Annotated in this window: 20 protein-coding genes; 15 read left to right on the top strand and 5 right to left on the bottom strand. The window is 63.4% G+C overall.

The features are described from left to right. Positions 1-92: 92 nt before the first annotated feature. Together ABE459_RS04400 and bfr are read left to right on the top strand one after the other, a co-directional pair. Complete coding sequence (locus ABE459_RS04400; RefSeq protein ID WP_110995144.1) at positions 93-314, top strand: bacterioferritin-associated ferredoxin; 222 nt, start codon at positions 93-95, stop codon at positions 312-314. A gap of 201 nt (positions 315-515) precedes the next feature. Beyond that, positions 516-989: a bacterioferritin gene (gene bfr / locus ABE459_RS04395; protein ID WP_110995143.1), complete on the top strand. Its 474-nt coding sequence runs from the start codon at positions 516-518 to the stop codon at positions 987-989. A 259-nt stretch (positions 990-1,248) separates the two neighbouring features. On the opposite strand, the gene grxD is transcribed toward bfr, so the two are convergent. Both grxD and ABE459_RS04385 read right to left on the bottom strand, forming a co-directional pair. Beyond that, complete coding sequence (grxD, locus tag ABE459_RS04390) at positions 1,249-1,584, bottom strand: Grx4 family monothiol glutaredoxin (RefSeq protein WP_110995142.1); 336 nt, start codon at positions 1,582-1,584, stop codon at positions 1,249-1,251. Positions 1,585-1,675: 91 nt separating this feature from the next. Continuing rightward, positions 1,676-3,784 carry a molybdopterin oxidoreductase family protein gene (locus ABE459_RS04385; RefSeq protein WP_323831840.1) on the bottom strand — a complete coding sequence of 703 codons (2,109 nt, stop codon included), beginning with the start codon at positions 3,782-3,784 and terminating at the stop codon, positions 1,676-1,678. 364 nt (positions 3,785-4,148) lie between these two features. On the opposite strand from ABE459_RS04385, the gene argF reads away from it, so the two are divergent. After that, on the top strand, positions 4,149-5,069 hold the full coding sequence (gene argF / locus ABE459_RS04380; RefSeq protein WP_125462851.1) for an ornithine carbamoyltransferase: 921 nt from the start codon (positions 4,149-4,151) through the stop codon (positions 5,067-5,069). Then, positions 5,066-6,175, top strand: coding sequence for an ABC transporter ATP-binding protein (locus tag ABE459_RS04375; RefSeq protein ID WP_125857625.1), 1,110 nt, complete (start codon positions 5,066-5,068; stop codon positions 6,173-6,175). Before argF ends, ABE459_RS04375 begins: the two co-directional genes overlap by 4 nt. 259 nt (positions 6,176-6,434) lie before the next feature. On the opposite strand, the gene ABE459_RS04370 is transcribed toward ABE459_RS04375, so the two are convergent. Continuing rightward, the gene (locus ABE459_RS04370) at positions 6,435-7,214 is read right to left on the bottom strand and encodes a PhzF family phenazine biosynthesis protein (protein ID WP_125462849.1); all 780 of its coding nucleotides are present in this window, start codon (positions 7,212-7,214) and stop codon (positions 6,435-6,437) included. A gap of 99 nt (positions 7,215-7,313) precedes the next feature. After that, the gene (gene ybaK / locus ABE459_RS04365) at positions 7,314-7,784 is read right to left on the bottom strand and encodes a Cys-tRNA(Pro) deacylase (protein WP_110995137.1); all 471 of its coding nucleotides are present in this window, start codon (positions 7,782-7,784) and stop codon (positions 7,314-7,316) included. 305 nt (positions 7,785-8,089) lie between these two features. On the opposite strand from ybaK, the gene ABE459_RS04360 reads away from it, so the two are divergent. From ABE459_RS04360 to glpD, 4 genes are all read left to right on the top strand, one after another. After that, positions 8,090-8,941: an MIP/aquaporin family protein gene (locus tag ABE459_RS04360; protein WP_125462848.1), complete on the top strand. Its 852-nt coding sequence runs from the start codon at positions 8,090-8,092 to the stop codon at positions 8,939-8,941. A gap of 66 nt (positions 8,942-9,007) precedes the next feature. Continuing rightward, positions 9,008-10,507: a glycerol kinase GlpK gene (gene glpK, locus ABE459_RS04355; protein ID WP_110995135.1), complete on the top strand. Its 1,500-nt coding sequence runs from the start codon at positions 9,008-9,010 to the stop codon at positions 10,505-10,507. Between the two features lie 136 nt (positions 10,508-10,643). Then, positions 10,644-11,399 carry a DNA-binding transcriptional repressor GlpR gene (gene glpR / locus ABE459_RS04350; protein ID WP_110995134.1) on the top strand — a complete coding sequence of 252 codons (756 nt, stop codon included), beginning with the start codon at positions 10,644-10,646 and terminating at the stop codon, positions 11,397-11,399. A gap of 183 nt (positions 11,400-11,582) precedes the next feature. Further along, entirely contained in the window at positions 11,583-13,115 is a 1,533-nt protein-coding gene (glpD, locus tag ABE459_RS04345) for a glycerol-3-phosphate dehydrogenase (protein WP_323831844.1), read from the top strand. A gap of 68 nt (positions 13,116-13,183) precedes the next feature. Here glpD and ABE459_RS04340 read toward each other — a convergent pair whose 3' ends face one another. Beyond that, positions 13,184-17,509 carry an NEL-type E3 ubiquitin ligase domain-containing protein gene (locus tag ABE459_RS04340; protein WP_323831846.1) on the bottom strand — a complete coding sequence of 1,442 codons (4,326 nt, stop codon included), beginning with the start codon at positions 17,507-17,509 and terminating at the stop codon, positions 13,184-13,186. A 323-nt stretch (positions 17,510-17,832) separates the two neighbouring features. Here ABE459_RS04340 and ABE459_RS04335 point away from each other — a divergent pair, with 323 nt between their 5' ends. From ABE459_RS04335 to ABE459_RS04305, 7 genes are all read left to right on the top strand, one after another. Continuing rightward, positions 17,833-18,750: a glutamate/aspartate ABC transporter substrate-binding protein gene (locus tag ABE459_RS04335; protein WP_323831848.1), complete on the top strand. Its 918-nt coding sequence runs from the start codon at positions 17,833-17,835 to the stop codon at positions 18,748-18,750. A 147-nt stretch (positions 18,751-18,897) separates the two neighbouring features. Continuing rightward, positions 18,898-19,644, top strand: a complete 747-nt coding sequence (locus ABE459_RS04330; protein ID WP_125462844.1) for an amino acid ABC transporter permease — start codon at positions 18,898-18,900, stop codon at positions 19,642-19,644. Further along, entirely contained in the window at positions 19,645-20,316 is a 672-nt protein-coding gene (locus ABE459_RS04325; protein ID WP_125462843.1) for an ABC transporter permease subunit, read from the top strand. Beyond that, a complete protein-coding gene (locus tag ABE459_RS04320) occupies positions 20,313-21,047 on the top strand; it encodes an amino acid ABC transporter ATP-binding protein (protein ID WP_110995129.1) in 735 nt (244 codons plus the stop codon). The genes ABE459_RS04325 and ABE459_RS04320 overlap by 4 nt, the downstream gene beginning before the upstream one ends. A gap of 58 nt (positions 21,048-21,105) precedes the next feature. Further along, positions 21,106-23,010 carry an ATP-binding protein gene (locus ABE459_RS04315; protein WP_125462842.1) on the top strand — a complete coding sequence of 635 codons (1,905 nt, stop codon included), beginning with the start codon at positions 21,106-21,108 and terminating at the stop codon, positions 23,008-23,010. Positions 23,011-23,023: 13 nt separating this feature from the next. Further along, the gene (locus ABE459_RS04310) at positions 23,024-24,352 is read left to right on the top strand and encodes a sigma-54 dependent transcriptional regulator (protein ID WP_125462841.1); all 1,329 of its coding nucleotides are present in this window, start codon (positions 23,024-23,026) and stop codon (positions 24,350-24,352) included. A 26-nt stretch (positions 24,353-24,378) separates the two neighbouring features. Then, positions 24,379-24,714: a GlpM family protein gene (locus ABE459_RS04305; protein ID WP_125462840.1), complete on the top strand. Its 336-nt coding sequence runs from the start codon at positions 24,379-24,381 to the stop codon at positions 24,712-24,714. Positions 24,715-24,809 lie beyond the last annotated feature (95 nt).

Raw genomic sequence — 24,809 nt, 5'->3', positions numbered from 1 at the left:
TCAAGGACGGCCCTTCCAGAAAGTGCTTTGACAAGCATTCTCATTACCATTACTCTCCAACCCATCGAATCCAACCGTAATGGTCAGCCTTTATGTATGTGTGTCTTTGTGTCGGTGTCACCGATGGACAGATCCGCGATGCGATCTACGAAGGATGCTGCAGCTACAAGGACGTTCGAGCCGCCACCAATGTCGCCAGCCAGTGCGGTAAATGCGCCTGCCTCGCCAAGCAGGTGGTGCGTGAGACGCTGACCGAGCTGCAGCTCAGCCAACAGGCTGCGCTGCCCTACCCCGTTGAATTTAACGCGGCGTAAAAAATGAATTTCGAAGAACCGGGCCTAGTGCCCGGTTTTTTTATGCCAGAAATTCAATAAGTTAGCGCTCGAACGCGGTTCACAAACATTCTTATTCCGATTAATTTTCACTTATTATTCAATAACTTAGGTTTGACATAGGTAGTTGTCGGGCTCAGACTTGATTTCATTGGCTCAACTTCTACAGGGCAGGACCCCATCATGAAAGGCGACGTAAGCGTCATCCAGCATCTCAACAAGATCCTCGGAAACGAGCTGGTCGCAATCAACCAGTACTTCCTGCACGCACGCATGTATGAAGATTGGGGCCTGAACAAGATCGGCAAATTCGAGTACAAAGAATCCATCCAGGCGATGAAGGACGCGGACAAGCTGATCAAGCGCATCCTCTTCCTCGAAGGCATCCCCAATGTCCAGGACTTGGGCAAGCTGATGATCGGCGAGCACACCAAAGAGATGCTCGAGTGCGATCTGAAGCTTGAGAAAAAGGCCCACGCCGACCTGAAAGCCGCCATCGCCCACTGTGAAACTGCAGGCGACTTCGGCTCGCGCGATGTGCTCGAAGACATCCTCGAAGACCAGGAAGAACACATCGACTGGCTGGAAACCCAGCTGGGCCTGATCGACAAGATCACCATCGAGAACTACCTGCAGTCGCAGATGGGCGAAGAGTAACGATCGCCAGATACACCAAAGCCCCGCCAAGTGCGGGGCTTTTTATTGGGGTGTAGGAGCGGCCTTGTGTCGCGAAAGGGCTGCGCAGCAGCCCCGGCAATCTTGTGGGAACCATAGATCCTGGGGCCGCTACGCGCCCCTTTCCGGCCGGTCCGGCGCCCCGGCAAGGCCGCTCCTACAGGGGCTCGCGATAAATCATCAGACAACAAAAAGCCCCGCATATGCGGGGCTTTTGCATTCCGGCGAGATAACGCTGGAATCAGGCCTCGGAAGCCTTGGCTTTGGCAGCCGCGTCCTTGATCAGGGCCTGCAGCTCACCCTTTTCGAACATTTCCAGCATGATGTCGCTACCGCCGACCAGCTCACCGGCCACCCACAGTTGCGGGAAAGTCGGCCAGTTGGCGTACTTGGGCAGGTTGGCGCGGATTTCCGGGTTCTGCAGGATGTCGACGTAGGCGAACTTCTCGCCGCAACCCATCACCGCTTGCGATGCCTTGGCCGAAAAGCCGCACTGCGGGGCATTCGGCGAGCCTTTCATGTAAAGCAGAATGGTGTTGTTGGCGATCTGCTCTTTGATTGTTTCGATGATATCCATGAAGCACCTCGGCTGAACTTTCCGACATGGTCGTCGGCACGGTGACGCATTGTATCGGAAACCCGAGCGGCATGCTCGGCCTTGCCATTCCTTATGCGGCCTCCACCTGCACCGGCACGCCATTGAGTGCCGCATTGCCGGAAACGCCATCACGCAGGCGCTCGTCGGTCAGGTCATTGGCACTCACCCCAGGTTGCGCGCTGGCCACCTGCAACTGGGCGCCCTGGCGCCCATGCCCGTAGCCATGGGGCAGGCTGACCACCCCCGGCATCATCTCCTCGCTGGCCTGGACCTGCACTTCGAGCACACCGGTGCGTGAACGAACACGTACCGTCTGGCCGTCCTGCAGTTGGCGCTGGTGCAAGTCGAGCGGGTGCATCAGCAACTGATGGCGCGGCTTGCCTTTTACCAGTCGATGGAAGTTGTGCATCCACGAGTTGTTGCTGCGCACATGACGGCGGCCGATCAGCAACAACTGGCCAGGTTCCGGCGGCAATTGCCGGGCAAGCCGTTGCAGGTCTTCGAGCAGGGCAGCCGGGGCTGCTTCGACCGCCTGGCTGGCGGTACCCAAGCGCTCAGCGAGGTTCGGCGTCAGCGGCCCCAGGTCGAGGCCATGGGGATGCTGGTCGAGGGTTTGCAGCGACAGCTTCCAGGTTGACGCATCACCATAAGGCCCCTTGCGCAGCGCGTAATCGATCATCTGCGCTGGCGGCAGCGTCGCCTTCAGCTCGGCCTGGGCGCGCGCCGCAAAAGCCTTGGCCAGGCCGACGAAAATCTCCCAGTCGTGCAATGCTCCCTCGGGCTTGGCCAGGATCGCCCGGTTGAAACGGCTGACGTTGCGTACCGCCAGCAAATTGAAGGTGGAATCGTAATGATCATTCTCCAGCGCCGAAGTCGAGGGCAGGATCAGGTCGGCATGGCGGGTGGTCTCGTTGATGTACAGGTCGATGCTGAGCATGAACTCGAGCCCAGCCAGGGCATCATCCAGGCGCCGCCCGTTGGGCGTGGACAACACCGGGTTGCCAGCAACGGTCACCAGCGCCCGTATCTGCCCTTCACCCGGCTCGAGGATCTCTTCGGCCAGGGCAGACACCGGCAGTTCGCCGCCATATTCCGGCAGGCCCGAGACCCTGCTCTGCCATTGGTTGAAATGCCCGCCCGAGGTGCTGGCCACCAGGTCCACCGCAGGTTCGGTACAGAGGGCACCGCCTTCGCGGTCGAGGTTGCCGGTGACCAGGTTGATCAGTTGCACCAGCCAGTGGCACAGCGAACCGAAGGCCTGGGTGGACACCCCCATCCGGCCATAGCAAACGGCTTTGCCTGCGGCCGCGAAATCCCGGGCCAGCTGGCGGATGTCCTGCGCCGGGATACCGCAGAGCCCGCTCATCGCCTCGGCATCGAACGGCGCAATGGCCTGGCGTACCTGATCCAGCCCGTTGACAGGCAAGTGCGATCCGCGGGCCAGGTCCTCGGCGAAAAGAGTATGCAGCAGCGCAGCCAGCAGCGCCGCATCGCCACCGGGGCGGATGAACAGGTGCTGATCGGCCATCGCCGCCGTCTCGCTGCGCCGCGGGTCGACCACCACCAGGCGCCCGCCCCTGGCCTTCAGCGCCTTCAGCCGCTTCTCCACATCCGGCACCGTCATGATGCTGCCGTTCGAAGCCAGCGGGTTGCCACCGAGTATCAACATGAAGTGGGTGTGATCGATGTCCGGGATCGGCAGCAGCAAGCCATGGCCGTACATCAGGTAGCTGGTCAGGTGCTGGGGCAACTGGTCGACCGATGTGGCAGAGAAGCGATTGCGAGTCTTGAGCAGGCCAAGGAAATAGTTGCTGTGGGTCATCAGCCCATAGTTGTGCACGCTGGGGTTACCCTGATACACCGCGACGGCGTTGCGCCCGTGGGCCTGCTGCACCGCCCAGAGGCGCTCGGCGGCCAGGGTGAACGCCTCGTCCCAGCCAATCGGCTGCCACTGGTCGCCGATACGCCTGTGGGGCTGGCGCAGGCGGTCGGGGTCTTCCTGGATATCCTGCAGGGCGACTGCCTTGGGGCAGATATGCCCACGGCTGAACGGGTCCTGCGAGTCGCCCTTGATCGAGCTGATACGCGCCCGGCCGTCGGCTTCGTGGGTCACTTCGATGTTCAGGCCGCAGATGGCCTCGCACAGGTGACAGGCTCGGTGATGCAGGGTCTTGGTCATGGCCGCCTCTGCCGTGTTGTTATGGACGTTCGACTATGCGCCGCCCCAGCAAGGCTCACCAGCGCGCTTCGCGGCGTGAATTGGCCGACATCAGGCCCACGATTCGCGACAGCGGGTTTGCCAAACGCGCGCCTGGCCGTGTACAACCCCTGTAGCAAATAAAAAACAGCGCACCTGCAGTGGGTTACGACACCCGTTGATACAGACACACTGTTTCCCCTCTTGGTTTGAGGCGACATTTAATTATAGTATTGCGCCTTTCCCTATTCCGTCCGCCCCGTGCGGCTTACGCCGCAGGTCACTCCCGTTGTCAACAAAACCCATACGGTCGACCTGCACACCGTTGCAGATAAGGTAGTCAATCATGAGCGCTAGGCACTTTCTCTCCCTGCTGGATTTCACCACCGACGAATTGCTCGGTGTGATCCGCCGAGGCATCGAGCTGAAGGACCTGCGCAAGCGTGGCGTGCTGTTCGAGCCCCTGAAGAACCGCGTGCTGGGGATGATCTTCGAAAAATCCTCGACCCGTACCCGGGTGTCGTTCGAGGCGGGCATGATCCAGCTCGGCGGCCAGGCCATCTTCCTGTCGCCGCGTGACACCCAGCTGGGCCGCGGCGAGCCGATTGCCGACAGCGCCATCGTGTTGTCGAGCATGGTCGATGCGGTGATGATCCGCACCCACGCCCACAGCACCCTCACCGAATTCGCCGCCCATTCGCGGGTGCCGCTGATCAACGGCCTGTCCGACGAGTCGCACCCCTGCCAGCTGCTGGCCGACATGCAGACCTTCCTTGAACACCGCGGCTCGATCCAGGGCAAGACCGTGGCCTGGATCGGCGATGGCTTCAACATGTGCAACTCGTACATCGAAGCCGCTCGCCAGTTCGACTTCCAGCTGCGCATCGCCTGCCCCGAGGGTTATGACCCCGATCCACGCTTCCTGCAATTGGGCGGTGACCGCGTGCAGATCATCCGTGACCCCAAGGAAGCCGTACGCGGCGCCCACCTGGTGACCACGGATGTCTGGACTTCCATGGGCCAGGAAGAGGAAACTGCACGGCGCCTGGCGCACTTCGCGCCTTACCAGGTCAACCGCGCACTGCTCGACCTGGCGGCACCCGATGCCCTGTTCATGCACTGCCTGCCCGCCCACCGTGGCGAGGAAATCAGCCAGGACCTGCTCGACGACCCCCGTTCGGTCGCCTGGGACCAGGCTGAAAACCGCCTGCATGCGCAGAAGGCCCTTCTCGAATTCCTTGTAGAACCGGCTTACCACCACGCATGAGTCAACCCCTACTGCTCAACCTGCGCGACCTCGCCTGCGGCTATGGCGAGCAGCGCATCGTCCAGAACCTCAATCTGCACCTGAACGCAGGCGACATCGGTTGCCTGCTGGGCTCCTCCGGGTGCGGCAAGACCACCACGCTGCGCGCCATCGCCGGTTTCGAGCCGGTGCATGAAGGCGAGATCCAGCTGGCCGGCGAGGTCATCTCCCGTGCAGGCTTCACCCTGGCTCCGGAAAAACGCCGGATCGGCATGGTGTTTCAGGACTACGCGCTGTTCCCACACCTGACCGTGGCGCAGAACATCGCCTTCGGCATCGGCAAGCACCCGCAACAGGCGGCCGTGGTCGAGGAGATGCTCGAACTGGTCAAGCTGGGCGGCCTCGGCGGGCGCTACCCGCACGAGTTGTCCGGCGGCCAGCAACAGCGGGTCGCACTGGCCCGCGCACTGGCGCCGGAGCCACAACTGCTGCTGCTCGACGAGCCGTTCTCCAACCTCGACGTCGAGTTGCGCAGGCGCCTCAGCCACGAGGTGCGCGACATCCTCAAGAGCCGTGGCACCAGCGCCATCCTGGTCACCCACGACCAGGAAGAAGCCTTCGCCGTCAGTGATCACGTTGGCGTGTTCAAGGAAGGCCGCCTGGAGCAGTGGGATACCCCCTACAACCTCTACCACGAGCCGCAAACCCCCTTCGTTGCCAGCTTCATTGGCCAGGGTTACTTCATTCGCGGCCAGATGAGCAGCCATGAAGCGGTGACCACCGAACTCGGCGAACTGCGGGGCAATCGCGCCTACACCATGGCCACGGGCAGCTCGGTGGACGTGTTGCTGCGCCCGGATGACATCATTCATGCGCCCGACGGCAAATTGCGGGCGCAAATTGTCGGCAAGAGCTTCCTCGGCGCTTCCACCCTGTATCGCCTGCAGTTGCCCACCGGCAGCCAGCTCGAAGCGATCTTCCCCAGCCACATCGACCATCAGGTAGGCCAGGAAATCGGTATCGCCGTGGCGGCCGACCACCTGGTGCTGTTCCCGGTGCCCGGCAGCGTAGCCGCGCAACTGCCACGCCAGGAGAACGGTGTGCGCCGCGTCAGCTCGGCGCTCTGAAGCACCCAGAACATCGCAGGACAAGCCAGCGCGCACCCGACCGAGCCGAACTCAAGACCTGTGCTCTGACTGTGGGAGCGGGTTTACCCGCGAAACCGGCGACGCGGTGGATGACACCGGCCTTGCCGGTGTTCGCGGCTAAAGCCGCCCCCACAGGTCCCGGCTCGATCAATAAGTCATGTGAATCGCGCAGCCAGGCAGTTGCTCCCACAACCAACGTGGGAGCTGCGGTTCGGTTTCCTGGCTTGCCCCGCGACAATCACAGCATCAACGTGCCGCTGGCCACCCGCCGAGCCTGCCCACCGATTTTCACCCGCTCACCTTCCAGCCTGCATGACAGCTCACCGCCCCTGGCCGAGCACTGGAACGCACTCAACTCGGTTTTGCCAAGGCGTTCGGCCCAGTACGGGATGAGCAGGCAATGGGTGGAACCGGTCACCGGGTCTTCGGGGATGCCGATAGCCGGGGCAAAATAGCGCGATACGAAGTCATGCCTGGCGCCGGGCGCCGTCACAATCACACCAAGCCCGGGCAGACGCGCCACCGCAGCCATGTCCGGCGTGCAATCACGCACTGCCTGCTCCGACGGCAACACCACGAACAGCTCCTTGCTCTGGCGCACTTCCAGCACCTCGCAGCCCAACGCCTCGGCAACCGGCAAAGGCTCGGCCACCGGCTGCGAATCAATGCGCGGGAAGTCCAGCCACAAGCGATCCCCTTCACGGCTGACGCTCAGTGGCCCTGACTGGCTCTGGAAGTCCAGCCGCGCCTTCTGCTCGCCATAGACCTCGAACAGCACATAAGCGCTGGCCAGGGTGGCATGGCCGCACAGCGGTACTTCGGTACTCGGGGTAAACCAGCGGATGCGATATCCGTCACCCTCGGCCACCACGAACGCGGTCTCGGCAAGGTTGTGCTCGGCGGCGATCTGCTGCATCAGCGCCTCGTCGAGCCACTGCTCCAGGTGATAAACCATGGCGGGGTTGCCGGCGAAGGGACGATCGCTGAACGCGTCGACCTGATGGAAGTGCAACTGCATGACACGCTCCCTCTGTCTTTTTGGAAAGGGCCCGAGCATGGCGCACGGGGCCCGGACCGAACAGTGACAGAGTCGAGGAAATTACCACCATACAGATGATCAGCCGCGACCAATCCCGGCAAATTGCCCCTGGGTATGGGTTGCCAGCACCGCCGCTGCCAGCTCCACCTCCAGGCCACGACGGCCCGCGCTGACGTGAATGGTTTCATGTTGTTGCGCGGACTCGTCGATGAAGGTGCGCAGACGCTTCTTCTGCCCCAACGGGCTGATCCCCCCCACCAGGTAGCCCGTGGCACGCTGGGCAGCCTGCGGGTCGGCCATTTCGCACTTTTTCACCCCCGCCGCATGGGCCAGCGCCTTGAGATCGAGGGTACCGACCACCGGCACCACCGCCACCAGCAATTCGCCCTTCTCGCTGCTGGCCAGCAGCGTCTTGAACACCCGCAGCGGGTCAAGGCCAAGCTTCTCGGCCGCTTCCAGGCCATAGGAGGCAGTCTTCGGGTCATGTTCGTAACTGTGCACGCGGTACTCGGCGCGCGCCTTTTTCAGCAGGTCCAGGGCGGGGGTCATCGAAGGCTCCAGTCGATCGCAGGTCGCCGGCTACTGTAGGGCAAATCCCCCAGACCAGCCAGCACACCCGCGGGCCAGAGCGGCGGCCAACGGTTCGCAGGCAGGCCTCTCGGTCAGTTTGTGGCCAACCGTTCACTTTCGACCTTTGACATCAGCGTTTCTTGTCTATATTTTTTCGTTTCTGAATACATGGTGCACCTATAAGGTGCACTCCCTGCACCCGCCCGGCGTCAATGGGGATCGACTCCGGGCTTTTTTGCTGTCGAGCGCACTACGCCTCACAACAACAAGAACCGAGGTCATACATGACGACTGCTCTACGCCAACCGACGCTTTCCGCCCAATGCATGGCCGAATTCCTCGGCACCGCGCTACTCATCTTCTTCGGCACAGGCTGTGTCGCCGCCCTCAAGGTTGCCGGCGCCAGCTTCGGCCTGTGGGAAATCAGCATCATCTGGGGGGTCGGCGTGAGCATGGCGATCTACCTCACCGCCGGCGTTTCCGGCGCGCACCTGAACCCGGCCGTGAGCATCGCCCTCACCCTGTTCGCCGGCTTCGACAAACGCAAACTGCCGTTCTACATACTCGCCCAGGTGTGTGGCGCGTTCTGTGGCGCCGCGCTCGTTTACACGCTGTACAGCAACCTGTTCTTCGATTTCGAACAGGCCCACGCCATGTTGCGCGGCAGCCAGGCCAGCCTGGAGCTGGCCTCGGTATTCTCCACCTACCCGCACCCGGCGCTGTCCACCGGCCAGGCGTTCCTGGTCGAAGTGATCATCACCGCCATCCTGATGGCCGTGATCATGGCCCTGACCGACGACAACAACGGCCTGCCCCGTGGCGCCACCGCGCCGCTGCTGATCGGCCTGCTGATCGCCGTGATCGGCAGCGCCATGGGCCCGCTGACCGGCTTTGCGATGAACCCGGCGCGCGATTTCGGGCCCAAGCTGATGACCTTCCTCGCTGGCTGGGGCGACATCGCCTTTACCGGCGGGCGTGACATTCCCTATTTCCTGGTACCGGTGTTCGCACCGATTCTCGGCGCCAGCCTTGGTGCGGCGTTGTACCGCGGCCTGATTGCCCGCAACCTGCCGACAGCAGAAGCCGAGAAGCCACAGACAGACGATAATCCTCAGGGTGATGCCCAGGTTTCCTGATGCCAGCGCCGGGCTCCAATGCTCGCCACGCCCTGAACCACTCCTAATTCCTGCAAGGCCATCGACATGACAGACACCCAGGACAAGAACTACATCATTGCCCTCGACCAGGGCACCACCAGTTCTCGGGCCATCATCTTCGACCGCGACGCCAACGTGGTCGGCACGTCGCAGCGCGAGTTCGCCCAGCACTACCCGCAGGCCGGCTGGGTCGAGCACGACCCGATGGAAATCTTCGCCACCCAAAGCGCGACCATGGTCGAAGCCCTGGCCCAGGCCGGTATCAGCCACGCCCAGGTAGCCGCCATCGGCATCACCAACCAGCGTGAAACCACCGTGGTGTGGGACAAGGAAACCGGCCGTCCGGTGTACAACGCCATTGTCTGGCAGTGCCGCCGCAGCACCGAGATCTGCGCCCAGCTCAAGCGTGACGGCCACGAACAGTACATCCGCGAAACCACCGGCCTGGTCACCGACCCGTACTTCTCCGGCACCAAGCTCAAGTGGATCCTCGACAACGTCGAAGGTGTTCGCGAGCGCGCCGAGCGCGGCGAGCTGCTGTTCGGCACCATCGATACCTGGCTGATCTGGAAGTTCTCCGGCGGCAAGGTGCATGTCACCGACTACACCAACGCCTCGCGCACCTTGATGTTCAACATCCATACCCTGGCGTGGGACGAGAAGCTGCTGGATATCCTCGGCATCCCGCGGCAGATGCTGCCCGAAGTGCGCCCATCGTCGGAAGTCTATGGCCAGACCAAGAGCGGCATCAAAATCGCCGGCATCGCTGGCGACCAGCAATCGGCGCTGTTCGGCCAGATGTGCGTGGAACCCGGGCAGGCCAAGAACACCTACGGCACCGGCTGCTTCCTGCTGATGAACACCGGCGACAAGGCGGTCGCTTCGTCCCACGGCCTGCTCACCACCATCGCCTGCGGCCCGCGCGGCGAAGTGGCCTATGCCCTGGAAGGCGCCGTGTTCAACGGTGGCTCCACCGTGCAGTGGCTGCGCGACGAGCTGAAGATCATCAACGACGCCTATGACACCGAGTACTTCGCCAGCAAGGTCAAGGACAGCAATGGCGTGTACCTGGTACCCGCCTTCACCGGCCTCGGCGCGCCGTACTGGGACCCCTATGCCCGTGGTGCGCTGTTCGGCCTGACCCGCGGCGTGAAAGTCGACCACATCATCCGTGCCGCGCTGGAGTCGATCGCCTACCAGACCCGCGACGTGCTCGATGCCATGCAGCAGGACTGCGGCCAGCGCCTGAGCGAACTGCGCGTGGATGGCGGTGCGGTGGCCAACAACTTCCTCATGCAGTTCCAGGCCGACATTCTCGGCACCTGCGTAGAACGCCCGAAAATGCGCGAGACCACCGCCCTCGGCGCCGCCTACCTGGCCGGCCTGGCCTGCGGTTTCTGGAGCGGCCTGGACGAGCTGCGCGACAAGGCGATCATCGAACGCGAGTTCAGCCCGCAACTGGATGAAGCGGCGAAAGAGAAGCTGTACAAAGGCTGGCGCAAGGCCGTGGACCGCACCCGCGACTGGGAAGACCACGACGCCTGATCATCGAACCTTCGAGGGGCAAGTCGCAGCGGCGACTTGCCCCTCGATGGCTACTTGCGCAGCAACCCAAGCTGGTCCTACTCCCCTTCCTCCGGCATCATTGCAGAATTTTTCCGGCTGCCCCCAAGGACCGCCCATGAATCTGCCTCCACGCCAACAACAAATCCTCGAGCTGGTCCGCGAACGCGGCTACGTCAGCATCGAGGAAATGGCGCAGCTGTTCGTCGTCACTCCGCAGACCATCCGCCGCGATATCAACCAGCTCGCCGAGGCCAACCTGCTGCGCCGCTACCACGGGGGCGCTGCCTACGACTCGAGCATCGAGAACACCGCCTACGCCATGCGCGCCGACCAGATGCGCGACGAGAAGCAGCGCATTGCCGAAGCCGTGGCCCGGCAGATCCCCGACCATGCCTCGCTGTTCATCAACATCGGCACCACTACCGAATCCATCGCCCGGGCGCTGCTCAACCACAACCACCTGAAGATCATCACCAACAACCTGCATGTGGCGGCGATCCTTGGCGCCAAGGACGATTTCGAAGTGCTGATCGCTGGCGGCACAGTACGCCGTGACGGCGGCGTGGTAGGCCAGGCCAGCGTCGACTTCATCAGCCAGTTCAAGGTCGACTTCGCCGTGGTCGGCATCAGCGGCATCGACGAGGACGGCAGCCTGCTGGACTTCGATTACCAGGAGGTGCGCGTGTCCCAGGCGATCATCGCCAATGCCCGCCAGGTGATCCTCGCAGCAGACTCCAGCAAGTTCGGGCGCAACGCCATGGTCCGCCTTGGCTCGATCAGCCTGGTGGACTGCCTGGTGACCGATCAGGCCCCTACCCCCGCCCTGACCCAACTGCTCAACCAGTACAAGATCCGCCTGGACGTGGTCTGACGCCCTGATTCTGCAGGCGCCGGCTTGCCGGCCCTGCACGATGTTCGTAAATGTTCACTTAATTGTCATCCGATCAGTTTTTTCTATAAAGACTCACTGGCGGCCGCCTGTTCATTGCGCTAGTATTTTCGCAAACGAACATCAATGTTCATATTCGATATGGACAGCCCAGGAGGCCTTGCTGTGTCCCAGCCCGTTTCGCCCCAACCCCTCGACTGCTACGACCTCGCCGTGATCGGTGGCGGCATCAATGGCGTAGGCATCGCGGCAGACGCCGCCGGGCGCGGCCTGAAGGTATTCCTTTGTGAAAAGGACGACCTGGCCCGGCACACCTCCTCGGCCAGCAGCAAGCTGATCCACGGCGGCCTGCGCTACCTCGAACATTACGAATTCCGCCTGGTGCGCGAAGCCCTCGCCGAACGCGAAGTGCTGCTGGCCAAAGCCCCGCACATCGTCAAGCCAATGCGCTTCGTCCTGCCGCACCAGCCACACCTGCGCCCGGCCTGGATGATCCGCGCCGGCCTGTTCCTCTATGACCACCTGGGCAAGCGCAAGCGCCTGGGCGCCTCGCGCAGCCTGCGCTTCGGCCCGGGCTACCCGCTCAAGCCAGCCATCACCCGCGGTTTCGAATACGCCGACTGCGCTGTCGACGACGCCCGCCTGGTGGTCGTCAACGCCATCGCCGCCCGCGAGAAAGGTGCACACATCCACACCCGCACCCGTTGCCTGCGTGCCGAGCGGGTCGAGGGCATCTGGGAAGTGGAGCTGCAACACGCCGACGGCAGCCTGCGGACCATCCGCGCCCGCGCCCTGGTCAACGCCGCCGGCCCCTGGGTGGCCAGCTTCATCAAGGACGATCTCAAGCTCGATGCGCCTTACGGCATCCGCCTGATCCAGGGCAGCCACCTGATCGTGCCGCGCCTGTACGAAGGCGAGCACGCCTATATCCTGCAGAACGAAGACCAGCGCATCGTCTTCTGCATCCCCTATCTGGAGCGTTTCACCCTGATCGGCACCACCGACCGCGAATACAGCGGCGACCCGGCCAAGGTGGCGATCACCGAGCAGGAGACCGACTACCTGCTCAAAGTGGTCAACGAACACTTCAACCACCAGCTGAGCCGCGCCGACATCCTGCACACCTACTCCGGCGTGCGCCCGCTGTGCAACGACGAGTCGGACAACCCGTCGGCAGTGACCCGCGACTACACCCTGGCGCTGTCCGCCGCAGCAGGTGAAGCGCCACTGCTGTCGGTATTCGGCGGCAAGCTCACCACCTACCGCAAGCTGGCCGAGTCGGCGATGGCCGAGCTCAAGCCGTTCTTCACCCAGATGCGCGGCAGCTGGACCGCCGATGCGCCGCTACCCGGCGGCGAAAGCATGACCAGCGTGCAGGCACTGGTGGACGCAGTGCTGGCCAGCCATGCCTGGCTGCCGCTGGATATCACCAAGCGTTGGGCTGTGACTTACGGCAGCCGCGTCTGGCGCCTGCTCGAGGGCGTGAATGGCCCCGAGGACCTGGGCCAGGCCATCGGTGGTGGCCTGTTCACCCGCGAAGTGGACTACCTGTGCAGCCAGGAGTGGGCGGTCGACGCCGATGACATCCTCTGGCGCCGCACCAAGCTCGGCCTGTTCACCAGCGCCGCCGAGCAACAGGCGCTGGTCGACTACCTGGCACACACCCGACAAGATCGTGCGCCGGTTCAAGCCGCCTGAACGGCGGCAAACCAGCGCACGGCAGATACCCGGCACCTCGGCGAGTGCCACTGAGTCCCCAGGGGCGTTCACGGATGTGAACGCTCGTAGGCTTCGCGGGCCAGGGTGCGAACAAGCTCACGCTCAACCCCCTCGAGTTCAACCATCAACGCCGTGCTTTGCTCGAGATAATACTGCTCACCGGTCTGCTCCACCCCCTGCTCGATGACTTCCAGGCGCTGATGAAAAGGCTCGGCCAGCACTTCGAAGCGTTCGTGATCGCGTTCACGCACGTAGCGTTCCCAGAATGGCCGTTGCGCCAACGACTCGACCACCCGCTCACGGGTCTCCGAAGCAAGTACTTGAGCCTGCGCCCGCCTCAGGTCACTGGTGCTGACATTGGCGAAACTTTCGTAGTGCATGGCCGGTGGCTGCGCGGGTAACCCCAATGCCTCCGCCAGCCTGACCCGCAAGCACAGCCGTACTTCTATCTCGTCGACCATGGCGACACCGCGCTGCAGCAGGCTCTGCACATGCCGTGCGGCAATACGATCCAGTTCGTCGAGCCTAAGCAGGCCGCGCCCTAGCTGCACAAGCCGCCTTTCCACCTGAGCCTGTGGCCCTTCGAACACGGCCTGCTCGGCCAACACCGCAAGCTCGAACTGGCTGAGCGTCAGCAACAGGCGATCTTCACAGGTGCGCGGCCCACTGGCCTCGCTGAACAGGCGCATGCGCAACGATTCATGGGCGTGGCATGCCTCAAGAATGTGCCAGACCCGGCTTCGGTAGTACTCAGGGTATTGGTCAAAATCATCGATCTGGGCAAAGTCGGCGAGAAACCGGAACAGATCGGCCGAATCAGACTCGGCTTGCAATGCATCCCATATTGCCTGGCGCTGAGTGCGGGCCTCACCGTACTCGTGCCCCAACCACAAATCGCGCAGGGCAAAATCGACAGGGGTATGTGCCGCGTGCAGCTCACGTGAACCAGCGGCCTGCTCCAACAGCGCCTCATCAGCTTCGCTCAGCGGGTTGTCATGCAGGCTCAGGCGGCCCAGACGCAGGCGCAGCGTGTTCAGTTCCAGGCGCAACTGGCGGATGCTGTTGTCGCGCAAGTCCGCCAAACCGCGCCAGGACAGACGACGCGCTGGCTCCGGCATGGTGTCCAGCCCTGTCGAACGCAGCAGTACCCGCCGCAGGTGACGCAGGCCTGCCAGGTCAGGGGCGCGCCCCAGAGGATTGTGGCTCATGTCCAGGGTATGCAGGCTCGATAGCGGCATCAGCCGGGCGTTGCCTGCCATGTCCAGGCTGATCTGGTTGCGTGCCAGGTGCAGTTGCCGCAGGCGCGTCATGCGCTCTATCCCCGCAGGGATCGCAGTCAGTGCGTTCTCTCGCAGGTCCAGCTCAAGCAAGTTGGGAAAACGTGCCAGAAAATCAGCGTCGACCTCACCCAGCCCCATATCCCTGAGTACCAGGCGCCGAACGTGAGAAAAATCGACCCCTGCCGGCAACATCGGCAGGCTGCCCACCCGCTCCCCCTCGACAGTCAGCACCGGGTCACCGGCCAGATCAACCAGCTTGCGCCGCCAACTGCGTCGAATCACATCCGCCACACGCTGCCGGTGAAGCAGTTGCAACGGGTTGGCCGCCTCATCACGCCACCTGCGCAACTGCTGGCGCAATTCACCCAACTGGCGCTGCAACAGACTGTAATGCTCCCACAGGTCGACCCGCCTGCTAAGCAGATCCAGCACATAGGCTTCCATCTCAAGTTCGGTGAGCGTGGGGAAGATCTGGTGAATACCGCGTCGGATCGCCTGCCGGCTGCCCACACCCCGACCACTGAGCGGGTAACCCACGCGCCCGTCAGCCAACCGCCGAGGCGGTTGCAGGCCACGCCCGACAGGCGCCATGCCGATCACCCTGGCCACTTGCTCGCGATCGGCACTGGCACTGGCGGCCAGGCGATCGACGAACATCTGCTCATCGCTGGCGCCCTCCCCCAACTGCGCTTTCTGCGCTTGATCCAGGCTCAGCCACAATGCGCGCAACAGGCTGTCACGGTCAGAAGCATGCTCGGCGCCCGGGCCATCCTGCAGTGTGTATCCACCTTTGGCCTTGACCACACGCAACACAGTGCTGGCCTGCGCGCTACCCTGAGAGGCCAGCAACGCACCATCGACCTTGGCTTCGCGCAACTCGATACGCACGCTTGCCGGCCAAGGCAGCAAGCGCTCGACCAGCCCCAACGCCAGACGTTCGCAGTCAGGGTTGACCGCTTCGGCTCCGCGCAGGCCGGCACAAGCACGATCGAGGCGGCTGTTCCGCAGCTGCCAGCGTGCCCGCTCGGCCAACGCCAGCGGCACCCGTCCACGCTCCAGCATTGCGGCGACCTGCCCGCTGCTGGCCTGCGCGACGATTTCCTCGGCCACGGACACGCTCAGCCCTGGGAAATCCCGACGCAACAGGCTGGCCGAACGGCTCGGCACTCGCTCACGGTCGGCCAGGTAACCATCGAAAGCCTCACCGCGCAGGGCCGGGTACTGTCGGTGCAACTCATGGCGCTCGAAAGCGTCGAGCAGCCGTGCGGGGGGCGGGGCGTTTTCCAGGTGCAATTGGCGAAGACGCCCCTCGTCCAGGCCAGTCACCTCGGCCAGCATCTGAGCGGTAGCGTTCGGCACGCTCGCCAATCGGCGATCCAGGCGACGTAACAACAGGCCAACACCTTGCCAGCGTTGTGGCTGCTCCAGCTCATGGCGCCAGCTCCCGCTGCCGTTGTGCTCAAGCCTGGGCGCATGGGCTGTGCTGCGCCGGGGATGCTGGATGCGCCATTGGCCGCCCTCTGCCGATCGGCTCACCTGGTAGGCCCCATCGGGCAAGCGCAGGCGCCAGCCATCCGCCACGCGTACCTGATGCCCAACTGCCGTGTCCTGGTCTTCCAGCTGATAGGCCTCGAGTCGCTCGCTGGCGAGCCGGGTCGCCCCCGTGCCGGTACGCACCGGCATCAGCCCATCCACGAACGGCAGGCGCCGTGTGAGCCCCACGGCGGCGGACCCTGCCTTGCCCACCACGACCCCGACCGCCAGGTTCTGCGCCACGGTGAACAGATGGTCCAACGCGCCCTGGCGATCACCGATCTGCCAATCCTGATAACCCTCGTAGACCTGTTCGGCGATCTGTACCGCCGTCACAGTCAGCATCACCTCCCCCAACACTGGGATGAACAGCCCGGCCAAGGCCAGTAAGTCGAAACCAGCTGCAATCATCCCATCCAGGCGTGCATGTCGGTCGACGTCGTCTTCATCGCCGGTCGGCACCGCCAGCACGCGGGCATCGTCCAGCAACTTCTCCAGTTGCAGTTTGCGCAAATGCACGAATAGCGAATCATCGATGGCCAGGTTGCGCCCGTCCAGTTCGAGCGCCGCCCCCGCCGCAGTAGCCCTGCCCAACGCCTTGAGCGCCCCGAAGAATAGCGGGCGATCCCGTTCGCTGATGAAACGCCCGAAGAACATCCTGGCAGTGCTGTCGCGCAGGCGCTTGCCCAGTGCCAGGTAAAGTGCCTCCCAGGATGCATATCGGCTCAGAGGTTGCCGGGGGTCTCCCGGAATCCAGGCGATCACGGCCTTGAGCGGCTCGCCTGGCGCATCGCGGACCTCAAGAGTGACCACGCCGCGCACCTTCTTGCCCAGCAGGTAGAGCTGGCGGACCGTGATCTGCCCGGGGGCCGATGGCACTGCCGGCTTCGCGGCAAAAACCGCCAGCAATTCGAAATAGCTCTGTTCATCGACCTGCTCCCTGAGCCTGGCCAAGCGTACTGCCACTTCCAACTGCGCCCGATGGTTCTCCTCCATCTGCCGCTCGATATCACGACGGGTCGACCCGCTCTCCCCCGAGGGCTGGAACGTCAACTTGAGCAGGGCCTGGTAGCTGCCCCCCAGGTCGAGCTTGCGGCAAAGCATTGCGAAGGCTTCAAAACCGAACGCCAGCGGCCTGCCGGTCTCATCGGTCAGTTCGGCACGACGAAAGATCGAAGGTCGTGTCTCGCTTTCGTGGAAATTGTGCAGCGCGGCGGCCAGCAGGCTCTGGGTCGAATGATGGATGTAAGACGGCGCCTTCAGATGGGGCGAGGCAGTGGGTAGTTCGACATCCCGACTGATACCCACCTGGCAGCGGCGAACATCCAGCTTGCCAGCTCCGGCCTGCTCCAGCGCCTTCTCGAGCAGCGGTGCGGCATAAACCTCCATAGAGGGGATGGCATCGAACAAGGGTGCAAGCCGATGTGCGCTTTCCTGTTGCCCGCGCAGGGCCTGGTTGAGCGCGACCAGGCGTGACTCGTCTGCCTGGGTCAACCACGCAGGCAAGCGGTTGGCAATGAATGCATCGATTGAATCGGGCGTAATGGCAACTTCGGTCATGCCTGGGGCTCCTGGCGCAAAAGCCCCAGCAGAGCACCAGCCAGCGCCCGGCCGGCGTTAAATAAATCTTGCCAGCCATTCATTCGGTTTTCCGAACGGTCGCCGACCATCCATTCGGGAATCCGCACGAAACATCAGCATCCATTACCGTCAAAAAAGATTAATCCCCAGTGTTTTCGCGCCGTTATGATCATTGCCAGAGCTTGGCACGACTCATGCTCTACACTTGGTAGCCGAATGCACCCGCTTCATTGCGGTATTCGTTGAACGAAAGAGTCCGCCAACGGCTCCATAAAAAAAACAAACACGTCGAGGAAAATTTGATGCGCATCGTTCGTCAATTGCTGGGCGCCGCTATCGCGGCTGCAGTCATCGCATCGCCAGTCATGGCCGAAGAGCTGACCGGCACCCTGAAGAAGATCAAGGACTCGGGCACCATCACCCTGGGCCACCGCGACTCCTCCATCCCGTTCTCCTACCTCGCCGGCAAGCCGGAGCCCGTGGGCTTCTCCCACGACATCCAGATCGCTGTGGTCGACGCCCTGAAGAAGCAACTGGGCACCGACATCAAGGTCAAGTACAACCTCGTCACCTCGCAAACCCGCATCCCACTGGTGCAGAACGGCACCGTCGACCTTGAGTGCGGCTCCACCACCAACAACGTCGAGCGCCAGCAACAGGTTGGTTTCTCGGTGGGCATCTTCGAAGTCGGCACCCGCCTGCTGACCAAGGTCAAAGACGGTCAGCCTTCCTATAAAGACTTCGCCGACCTGGCCGGCAAGAACGTGGTGACCACCGCCGGTACCACTTCCGAGCGCATCCTCAAGGCGATGAACGCCGACAAGCAGATGAAGATGAACGTGATCTCGGCCAAGGACCACGGCGAAGCCTTCAACATGCTCGAAAGCGGCCGCGCCGTGGCCTTCATGATGGACGACGCCCTGCTCGCCGGTGAAATGGCCAAGGCCAAGAAGCCGTCCGACTGGGTCATCACCGGCACCCCACAGTCGTACGAGATCTACGGCTGCATGGTGCGCAAGGACGACCCGGCCTTCAAGAAAGCGGTCGACGAAGCCATCGTCGCCTACTTCAAGTCGGGTGATGTCAACAAGAGCTACGACAAGTGGTTCCAGCAGCCGATCCCACCGAAAGGCCTGAACCTGAACTTCCCGATGAGCGACGAGTTGAAGAAGCTGATCGCCGAGCCGACCGACAAGGCCGCGGACGAGAAGAAGTCCTGATCCCAGGCAACTAGTGGCCTGGTGCGCAACGCGCACGTTTCGATCCGACAGGCCACTTTTTAGTGTCTAACCTTTACATCCGAGGGCGTCGAACGCCCCCGGATGTATCAAGGTGCCCGTGAAACAACCGTCTGAGGGGAAATCCCGATGAATTACAACTGGGACTGGGGCGTGTTCTTCAAGTCCACCGGCGTGGGCAGCGAAACCTATCTGGACTGGTACATCACCGGCCTGGGCTGGACCATCGCCATCGCTGTCTCCGCCTGGATCATCGCGCTGCTGCTGGGCTCGCTGCTCGGCGTCATGCGCACTGTGCCTAACCGCCTGGTGTCAGGGATTGCCACCGCCTACGTCGAGCTGTTCCGTAACGTACCGCTGCTGGTGCAACTGTTCATCTGGTACTTCCTGGTGCCCGACCTGCTGCCCGAAGGCCTGCAGGAGTGGTTCAAGCAGGACCTCAACCCGACCACCTCGGCACTGATCAGCGTGGTCATCTGCCTCGGCCTGTTCACCGCCGCCCGAGTCTGCGAACAGGTGCGCACCGGTATCCAGGCGCTGCCGCGTGGCCAGGAATCGGCAGGTCGCGCAATGGGCTTCAGTCTGTCGCAGATCTACATGAACGTGCTGCTGCCCCAGGCCTACCGGATCATCATTCCGCCGCTCACCTCGGAATTCCTGAACGTGTTCAAGAACTCTTCGGTAGCGTCGCTGATCGGCCTGATGGAACTGCTGGCACAGACCAAGCAGACCGCCGAATTCTCCGCCAACCTGTTCGAAGCGTTCACCCTCGCCACATTGATCTACTTCACCCTGAACATGGGCCTGATGCTGCTCATGCGCATGGTCGAGAAGAAAGTCTCGGTACCTGGCCTGATCTCCGTGGGGGGCAAGTAAATGGACATGGATTTCAGCGAAATCATCCCGGCCCTGCCCGCCCTGTGGGACGGCATGGTCCTGACCCTGCAACTGATGGTGATGGGTGTGGTCGGCGGTATCGCGCTGGGCACGATCCTCGCCCTGATGCGTCTGTCGTCGAGCAAGCTGCTGTCGAACTTCGCCGGCGCCTACGTCAACTACTTCCGCTCCATCCCGCTGCTGCTGGTCATCACCTGGTTCTACCTGGCGGTGCCTTTCGTGCTGCGCTGGATCACCGGCGAAGACACCCCGGTGGGCGCGTTCACCTCCTGCGTAGTGGCCTTCATGATGTTCGAGGCGGCCTACTTCTGCGAAATCGTGCGGGCCGGCGTGCAATCGATCTCCAAGGGCCAGATGGGCGCCGCGCAGGCACTGGGCATGAGCTATGGCCAGTGCATGCGCCTGATCATCCTGCCCCAGGCGTTCCGCAAGATGACCCCGCTGCTGCTGCAGCAGAGCATCATCCTGTTCCAGGACACCTCGCTGGTGTACACCGTGGGCCTGATCGACTTCCTCAACTCGGCGCGCTCCAACGGCGACATTATCGGGCGCTCCCATGAGTTCCTGATCTTCGCCGGTGTCGTCTACTTCCTCATCAGCTTCTCCGCTTCCTGGCTGGTCAAGCGCCTGCAAAAAAGGATCACCGTATGATTTCCATCAAGAACGTCAACAAGTGGTACGGCGACTTCCAGGTGCTGACCGACTGCAGCACCGAGGTCAAGAAAGGTGAAGTGGTGGTGGTCTGCGGCCCGTCGGGCTCGGGCAAATCCACGCTGATCAAGTGCGTCAACGCGCTGGAGCCGTTCCAGAAAGGCGACATCGTGGTCGACGGCACCTCCATCGCCGACCCCAAGACCAACCTGCCCAAGCTGCGTTCGCGGGTCGGCATGGTGTTCCAGCACTTCGAGCTGTTCCCGCACCTGTCGATCACCGAGAACCTGACCATCGCCCAGCGCAAGGTACTCGGCCGCAGCGAGGCGGAAGCCACCAAGAAGGGCCTGGCCCTGCTTGACCGCGTCGGCCTAGGGGCCCACGCCAAGAAGCACCCCGGCCAGCTGTCAGGCGGCCAGCAGCAGCGCGTGGCGATCGCCCGCGCCCTGTCGATGGACCCGATCGTCATGCTGTTCGACGAACCGACCTCGGCGCTGGACCCGGAAATGGTCAACGAAGTGCTCGACGTCATGGTCGAGCTGGCCCACGAAGGCATGACCATGATGTGCGTTACCCACGAGATGGGCTTCGCCCGCAAGGTCGCCAACCGGGTGATCTTCATGGACAAGGGCAACATCATCGAGGACTGCCAGAAGGAAGACTTCTTCGGCAACCCGCAAGGCCGCCACGAGCGCACCCAGCACTTCCTCAGCAAGATCCTGCAACACTGAGTGAGCCACGTCCGCTGCCTGCCCGGCAGCGGACGCTGGTCGTGACAAGGCCACTGTGATGAAATGCGACCCTTCGCTCCTTCGCCCTGCCCAGCCTGCCGTGAAATCCCGCCTGATCCGTCAATTGCTGCTGCCGCCCCTGGTCATCCTGCTGATGGTCGGTCTGGGCATGGCTGGCTATCTGATCAGCGAGAGCAATGGCATCCGCACCCTCAGCGAAAGCGGCGAGCGCGCGCTGGAACTGCATGCGCGCACGGTCGAAAGCGAAATCAGCAAGTACACCTACCTGCCCAGCCTGCTGGAGCTTGAAGACAGTGTCTCGCGCCTGCTCACCGACCCCGAAGCCGGTGATCGCCAGGCCGTCAACGAATACCTCGAAGGCCTGAACCGGCGCAGCCGCAGCCGGGCGATCTTCGTCCTCGACACCAACGGCCGGGTGCAGGCCACCAGCAACTGGCGCGACGCCGATTCCTTCCTCGGCGAAGACCTGGCGTTCCGTGCCTACTTCCAGACCGCCGTGCGCGGCGAGCCCGGGCGTTTCTACGGCATCGGCAGCACCACCGGCGAGGCCGGCTATTACCTGGCCCATGGCCTGGAAGAACACGGCAAGATCATCGGCGTGGCAGTGATCAAGGTCCGCCTGGACACCCTCGAAGAGCGCTGGCAACGCGCCCGCCTGGAAGCCTTCGTCAGCGACGAGAACGGCATCATCATCCTCTCCAGCGACCCAGCCCGGCGCCTCAAGTCGGTACGCCCGCTGAACCCGCAGATCAAGGAGCGCCTGGCGCGCAGCCTGCAGTACTACTGGTGGCCGCTCAACGAGCTGCAACCGCTGGCCCGCGAAACCCTGGCCGATGGCGTGGAGAAACTGACCTTCCCGGCCAACAGCGAAACCGCCCACGGCAAACCCCACGAGGTGACCTACCTGGCCCAGACCCGGCGCCTGGTCGACACCCCCTGGCACTTCACCCTGCTCACCCCGCTGCAGGACCTGCGCCGCGAATCCATGGTGCAGGGCATCCTGGTCGGCGTGGCATTCGCCCTGCTGGCGATCCTGGCCATCGCCTGGAACGAACGACGCAAGGTGATCGCCACCCGCCTGGCTGCTCGCGAGGCGCTGGAAGAAGCCAACAGCCACCTGGAGCGCAAGATCACCGAGCGCACCGCCGACCTGCGTGCCAGCAACGAACGCCTCAAAGGCCAGATCCGCGAGCGCCGCCACGCCGAACAGACCCTGCGCCAGGCCCAGGACGAGCTGGTACAGGCCGGCAAGCTGGCGGCCATCGGCCAGATGTCCACCAGCATCGCCCATGAGCTCAACCAGCCCCTGGCGGCCCTGCGCACGCTGTCGGGCAACACCGTGCGCTTCCTCGAACGCGGCGCACTGGAAACCGCCAGCGCCAACCTGCGCACCATGAACGATCTGATCGACCGCATGGGCCGCATCACCGCCAGCCTGCGCTCGTTCGCCCGACGCGGCGACGACCGTGGCCAGGCCTCGCTGGAAAAGGCCGTCGAGGCCACCCTGCAGGTGCTGGGCAACCGCATCAGTGCCTGCCATCTGCAGTTGCACCGCCAGTTCGACGACCAGCAGCTGGCCATCGACCAGACCCGCCTGGAACAGATCCTGGTCAACCTGATCGGCAACGCCCTGGACGCCATGGCCACCCAACCGCTGCCGCAGCTGTGGCTGGAAGGCGAAGCCCAGGGCGACAAGTACCGCCTGTGGGTACGCGACAACGGTCACGGCATCGACCCGGAAACGCGCAAGCACCTGTTCGAACCGTTCTTCACCACCAAACCGGGCGAGCATGGCCTGGGCCTTGGCCTTACCCTGTCGGCCAGCCTGGCCACCGCCGCCAAGGGCACCCTGAGCGTCGAACACCCCGCCGGTGGCGGCACTGCGTTCGTCCTCGCCTTGCCCCTGGCCACGCCCCCCACCGAATCCGCAGAGCTCCCATGAACGAAGGGTCCCTATGAACCAAGCACCCTTGACGGTCTTGATCGTCGAAGACGATCCCCATGTGCTGCTCGGCTGCCAGCAGGCGCTGGCCCTCGAGGACATCGCCTGCGAAGGCGTCGGCAGCGCCGAGCAGGCACTGGAACGCATCGGCGACGATTTCGCCGGCATCGTCGTCAGCGATATCCGCCTGCCGGGCATCGATGGCCTGGAGCTGCTCAACCGCCTCAAGGCCCGCGACCGCAGCCTGCCAGTGGTGCTGATCACCGGCCACGGTGATATCGACATGGCGGTCGGCGCCATGCGCAACGGCGCCTACGATTTCATGGAAAAACCCTTCTCGCCCGAGCGCCTGGTCGACGTGGTCCGCCGCGCGCTGGAGCAGCGCGGCCTGTCCCGGGAGGTGGTCGCCCTGCGCCGCCAGCTGGTCGAACAGAGCAGCCTGGAAGGCCGGATCATTGGCCGCTCGCCGGCCATGGAGCACCTGCGCGAACTGATCGCCAACGTTGCCGACACCTCGGCCAACGTGCTGATCGAAGGCGAGACCGGCACCGGCAAAGAGCTGGTCGCCCGCTGCCTGCACGACTTCAGCCGGCGCCAGGGCCAGCCGTTCGTGGCGCTGAACTGCGGCGGCCTGCCAGAGAACCTGTTCGAAAGCGAGATTTTCGGCCATGAGGCCAACGCCTTCACCGGCGCCGGCAAACGGCGCATCGGCAAGATCGAACACGCCAATGGCGGCACGCTGTTCCTCGATGAAGTGGAGAGCATGCCGATCAACCTGCAGATCAAGCTGCTGCGCGTGCTGCAGGAGCGCACCCTGGAACGCCTGGGCTCGAACCAGAGCATCCCGGTGGACTGCCGGGTGATCGCCGCCACCAAGTCCGACCTCGACGCCCTCGGCCAGAGCGGCCAGTTCCGCAGCGACCTGTATTACCGCCTCAACGTGGTGACCCTGGAGCTGCCGCCCCTGCGCGAGCGCCGCGAAGACATCCTGCAGCTGTTCGAGCACTTCCTGCAGCAGTCGGCGCTGCGCTTCGACCGTGAGGCGCCACAGCTCGACAGCCAGACCCTGTCGCAACTGATGGCCCACGACTGGCCAGGCAACGTGCGCGAACTGCGCAACGTCGCCGAACGCCATGCCCTGGGCCTGCCGGCGTTCAAGAAGGGCCCCAGCGGCGGCGCCAGCCAGGGCCTGGGCTTTTCCGAGGCGGTCGAGGCGTTCGAGCGCAACCTGCTCAGCGACGCCCTGCAGCGCACCGGCGGCAACCTCAGCCAGGCCAGCCAGGAGCTGGGCATGGCCAAGACCACGCTGTTCGACAAAGTGAAGAAATACGGCCTCGGCTGATCGGTAACCTCAACCTGGAAGACAACGTGGACCTGGTATTCAAAGCGGCCCTGGGCGCCGGCGTGGTGGTGCTGCTGGCCATCCTGTCGAAGACCCGCAACTACTACATCGCAGGGCTGGTGCCGCTGTTCCCCACCTTCGCCCTGATCGCCCATTACATCGTTGGCAAGGGGCGCTCGGTGGACGATCTGAAGACCACCATCCTGTTCGGCATGTGGTCGATCATTCCGTACTTCGTTTACCTGGCGACCTTGTATGTGCTGGTTGACCGCATGCGCCTGGAGGCGTCGCTGGCGCTGGCCACGGTGGCCTGGCTGATGGCGGCGACGGTGCTGGTGAGCGTTTGGGTGAGGATGCACTGAAGGCTCGAACTGGCATCGCGGGGGGACCCCCCAACCCCCCCCAACAAAAAGGGTGCGGGGGTGACCCCCCGTATGTGTTATAAGCCCGGGATTAT

Source organism: Pseudomonas sp. TWI923 (assembly GCF_039673365.1).
GTDB classification, from domain to species: domain Bacteria; phylum Pseudomonadota; class Gammaproteobacteria; order Pseudomonadales; family Pseudomonadaceae; genus Aquipseudomonas; species Aquipseudomonas sichuanensis.
Note: the sequence above shows the minus strand (reverse complement) of the source record. Positions and strands in the feature narration are given on the sequence as shown.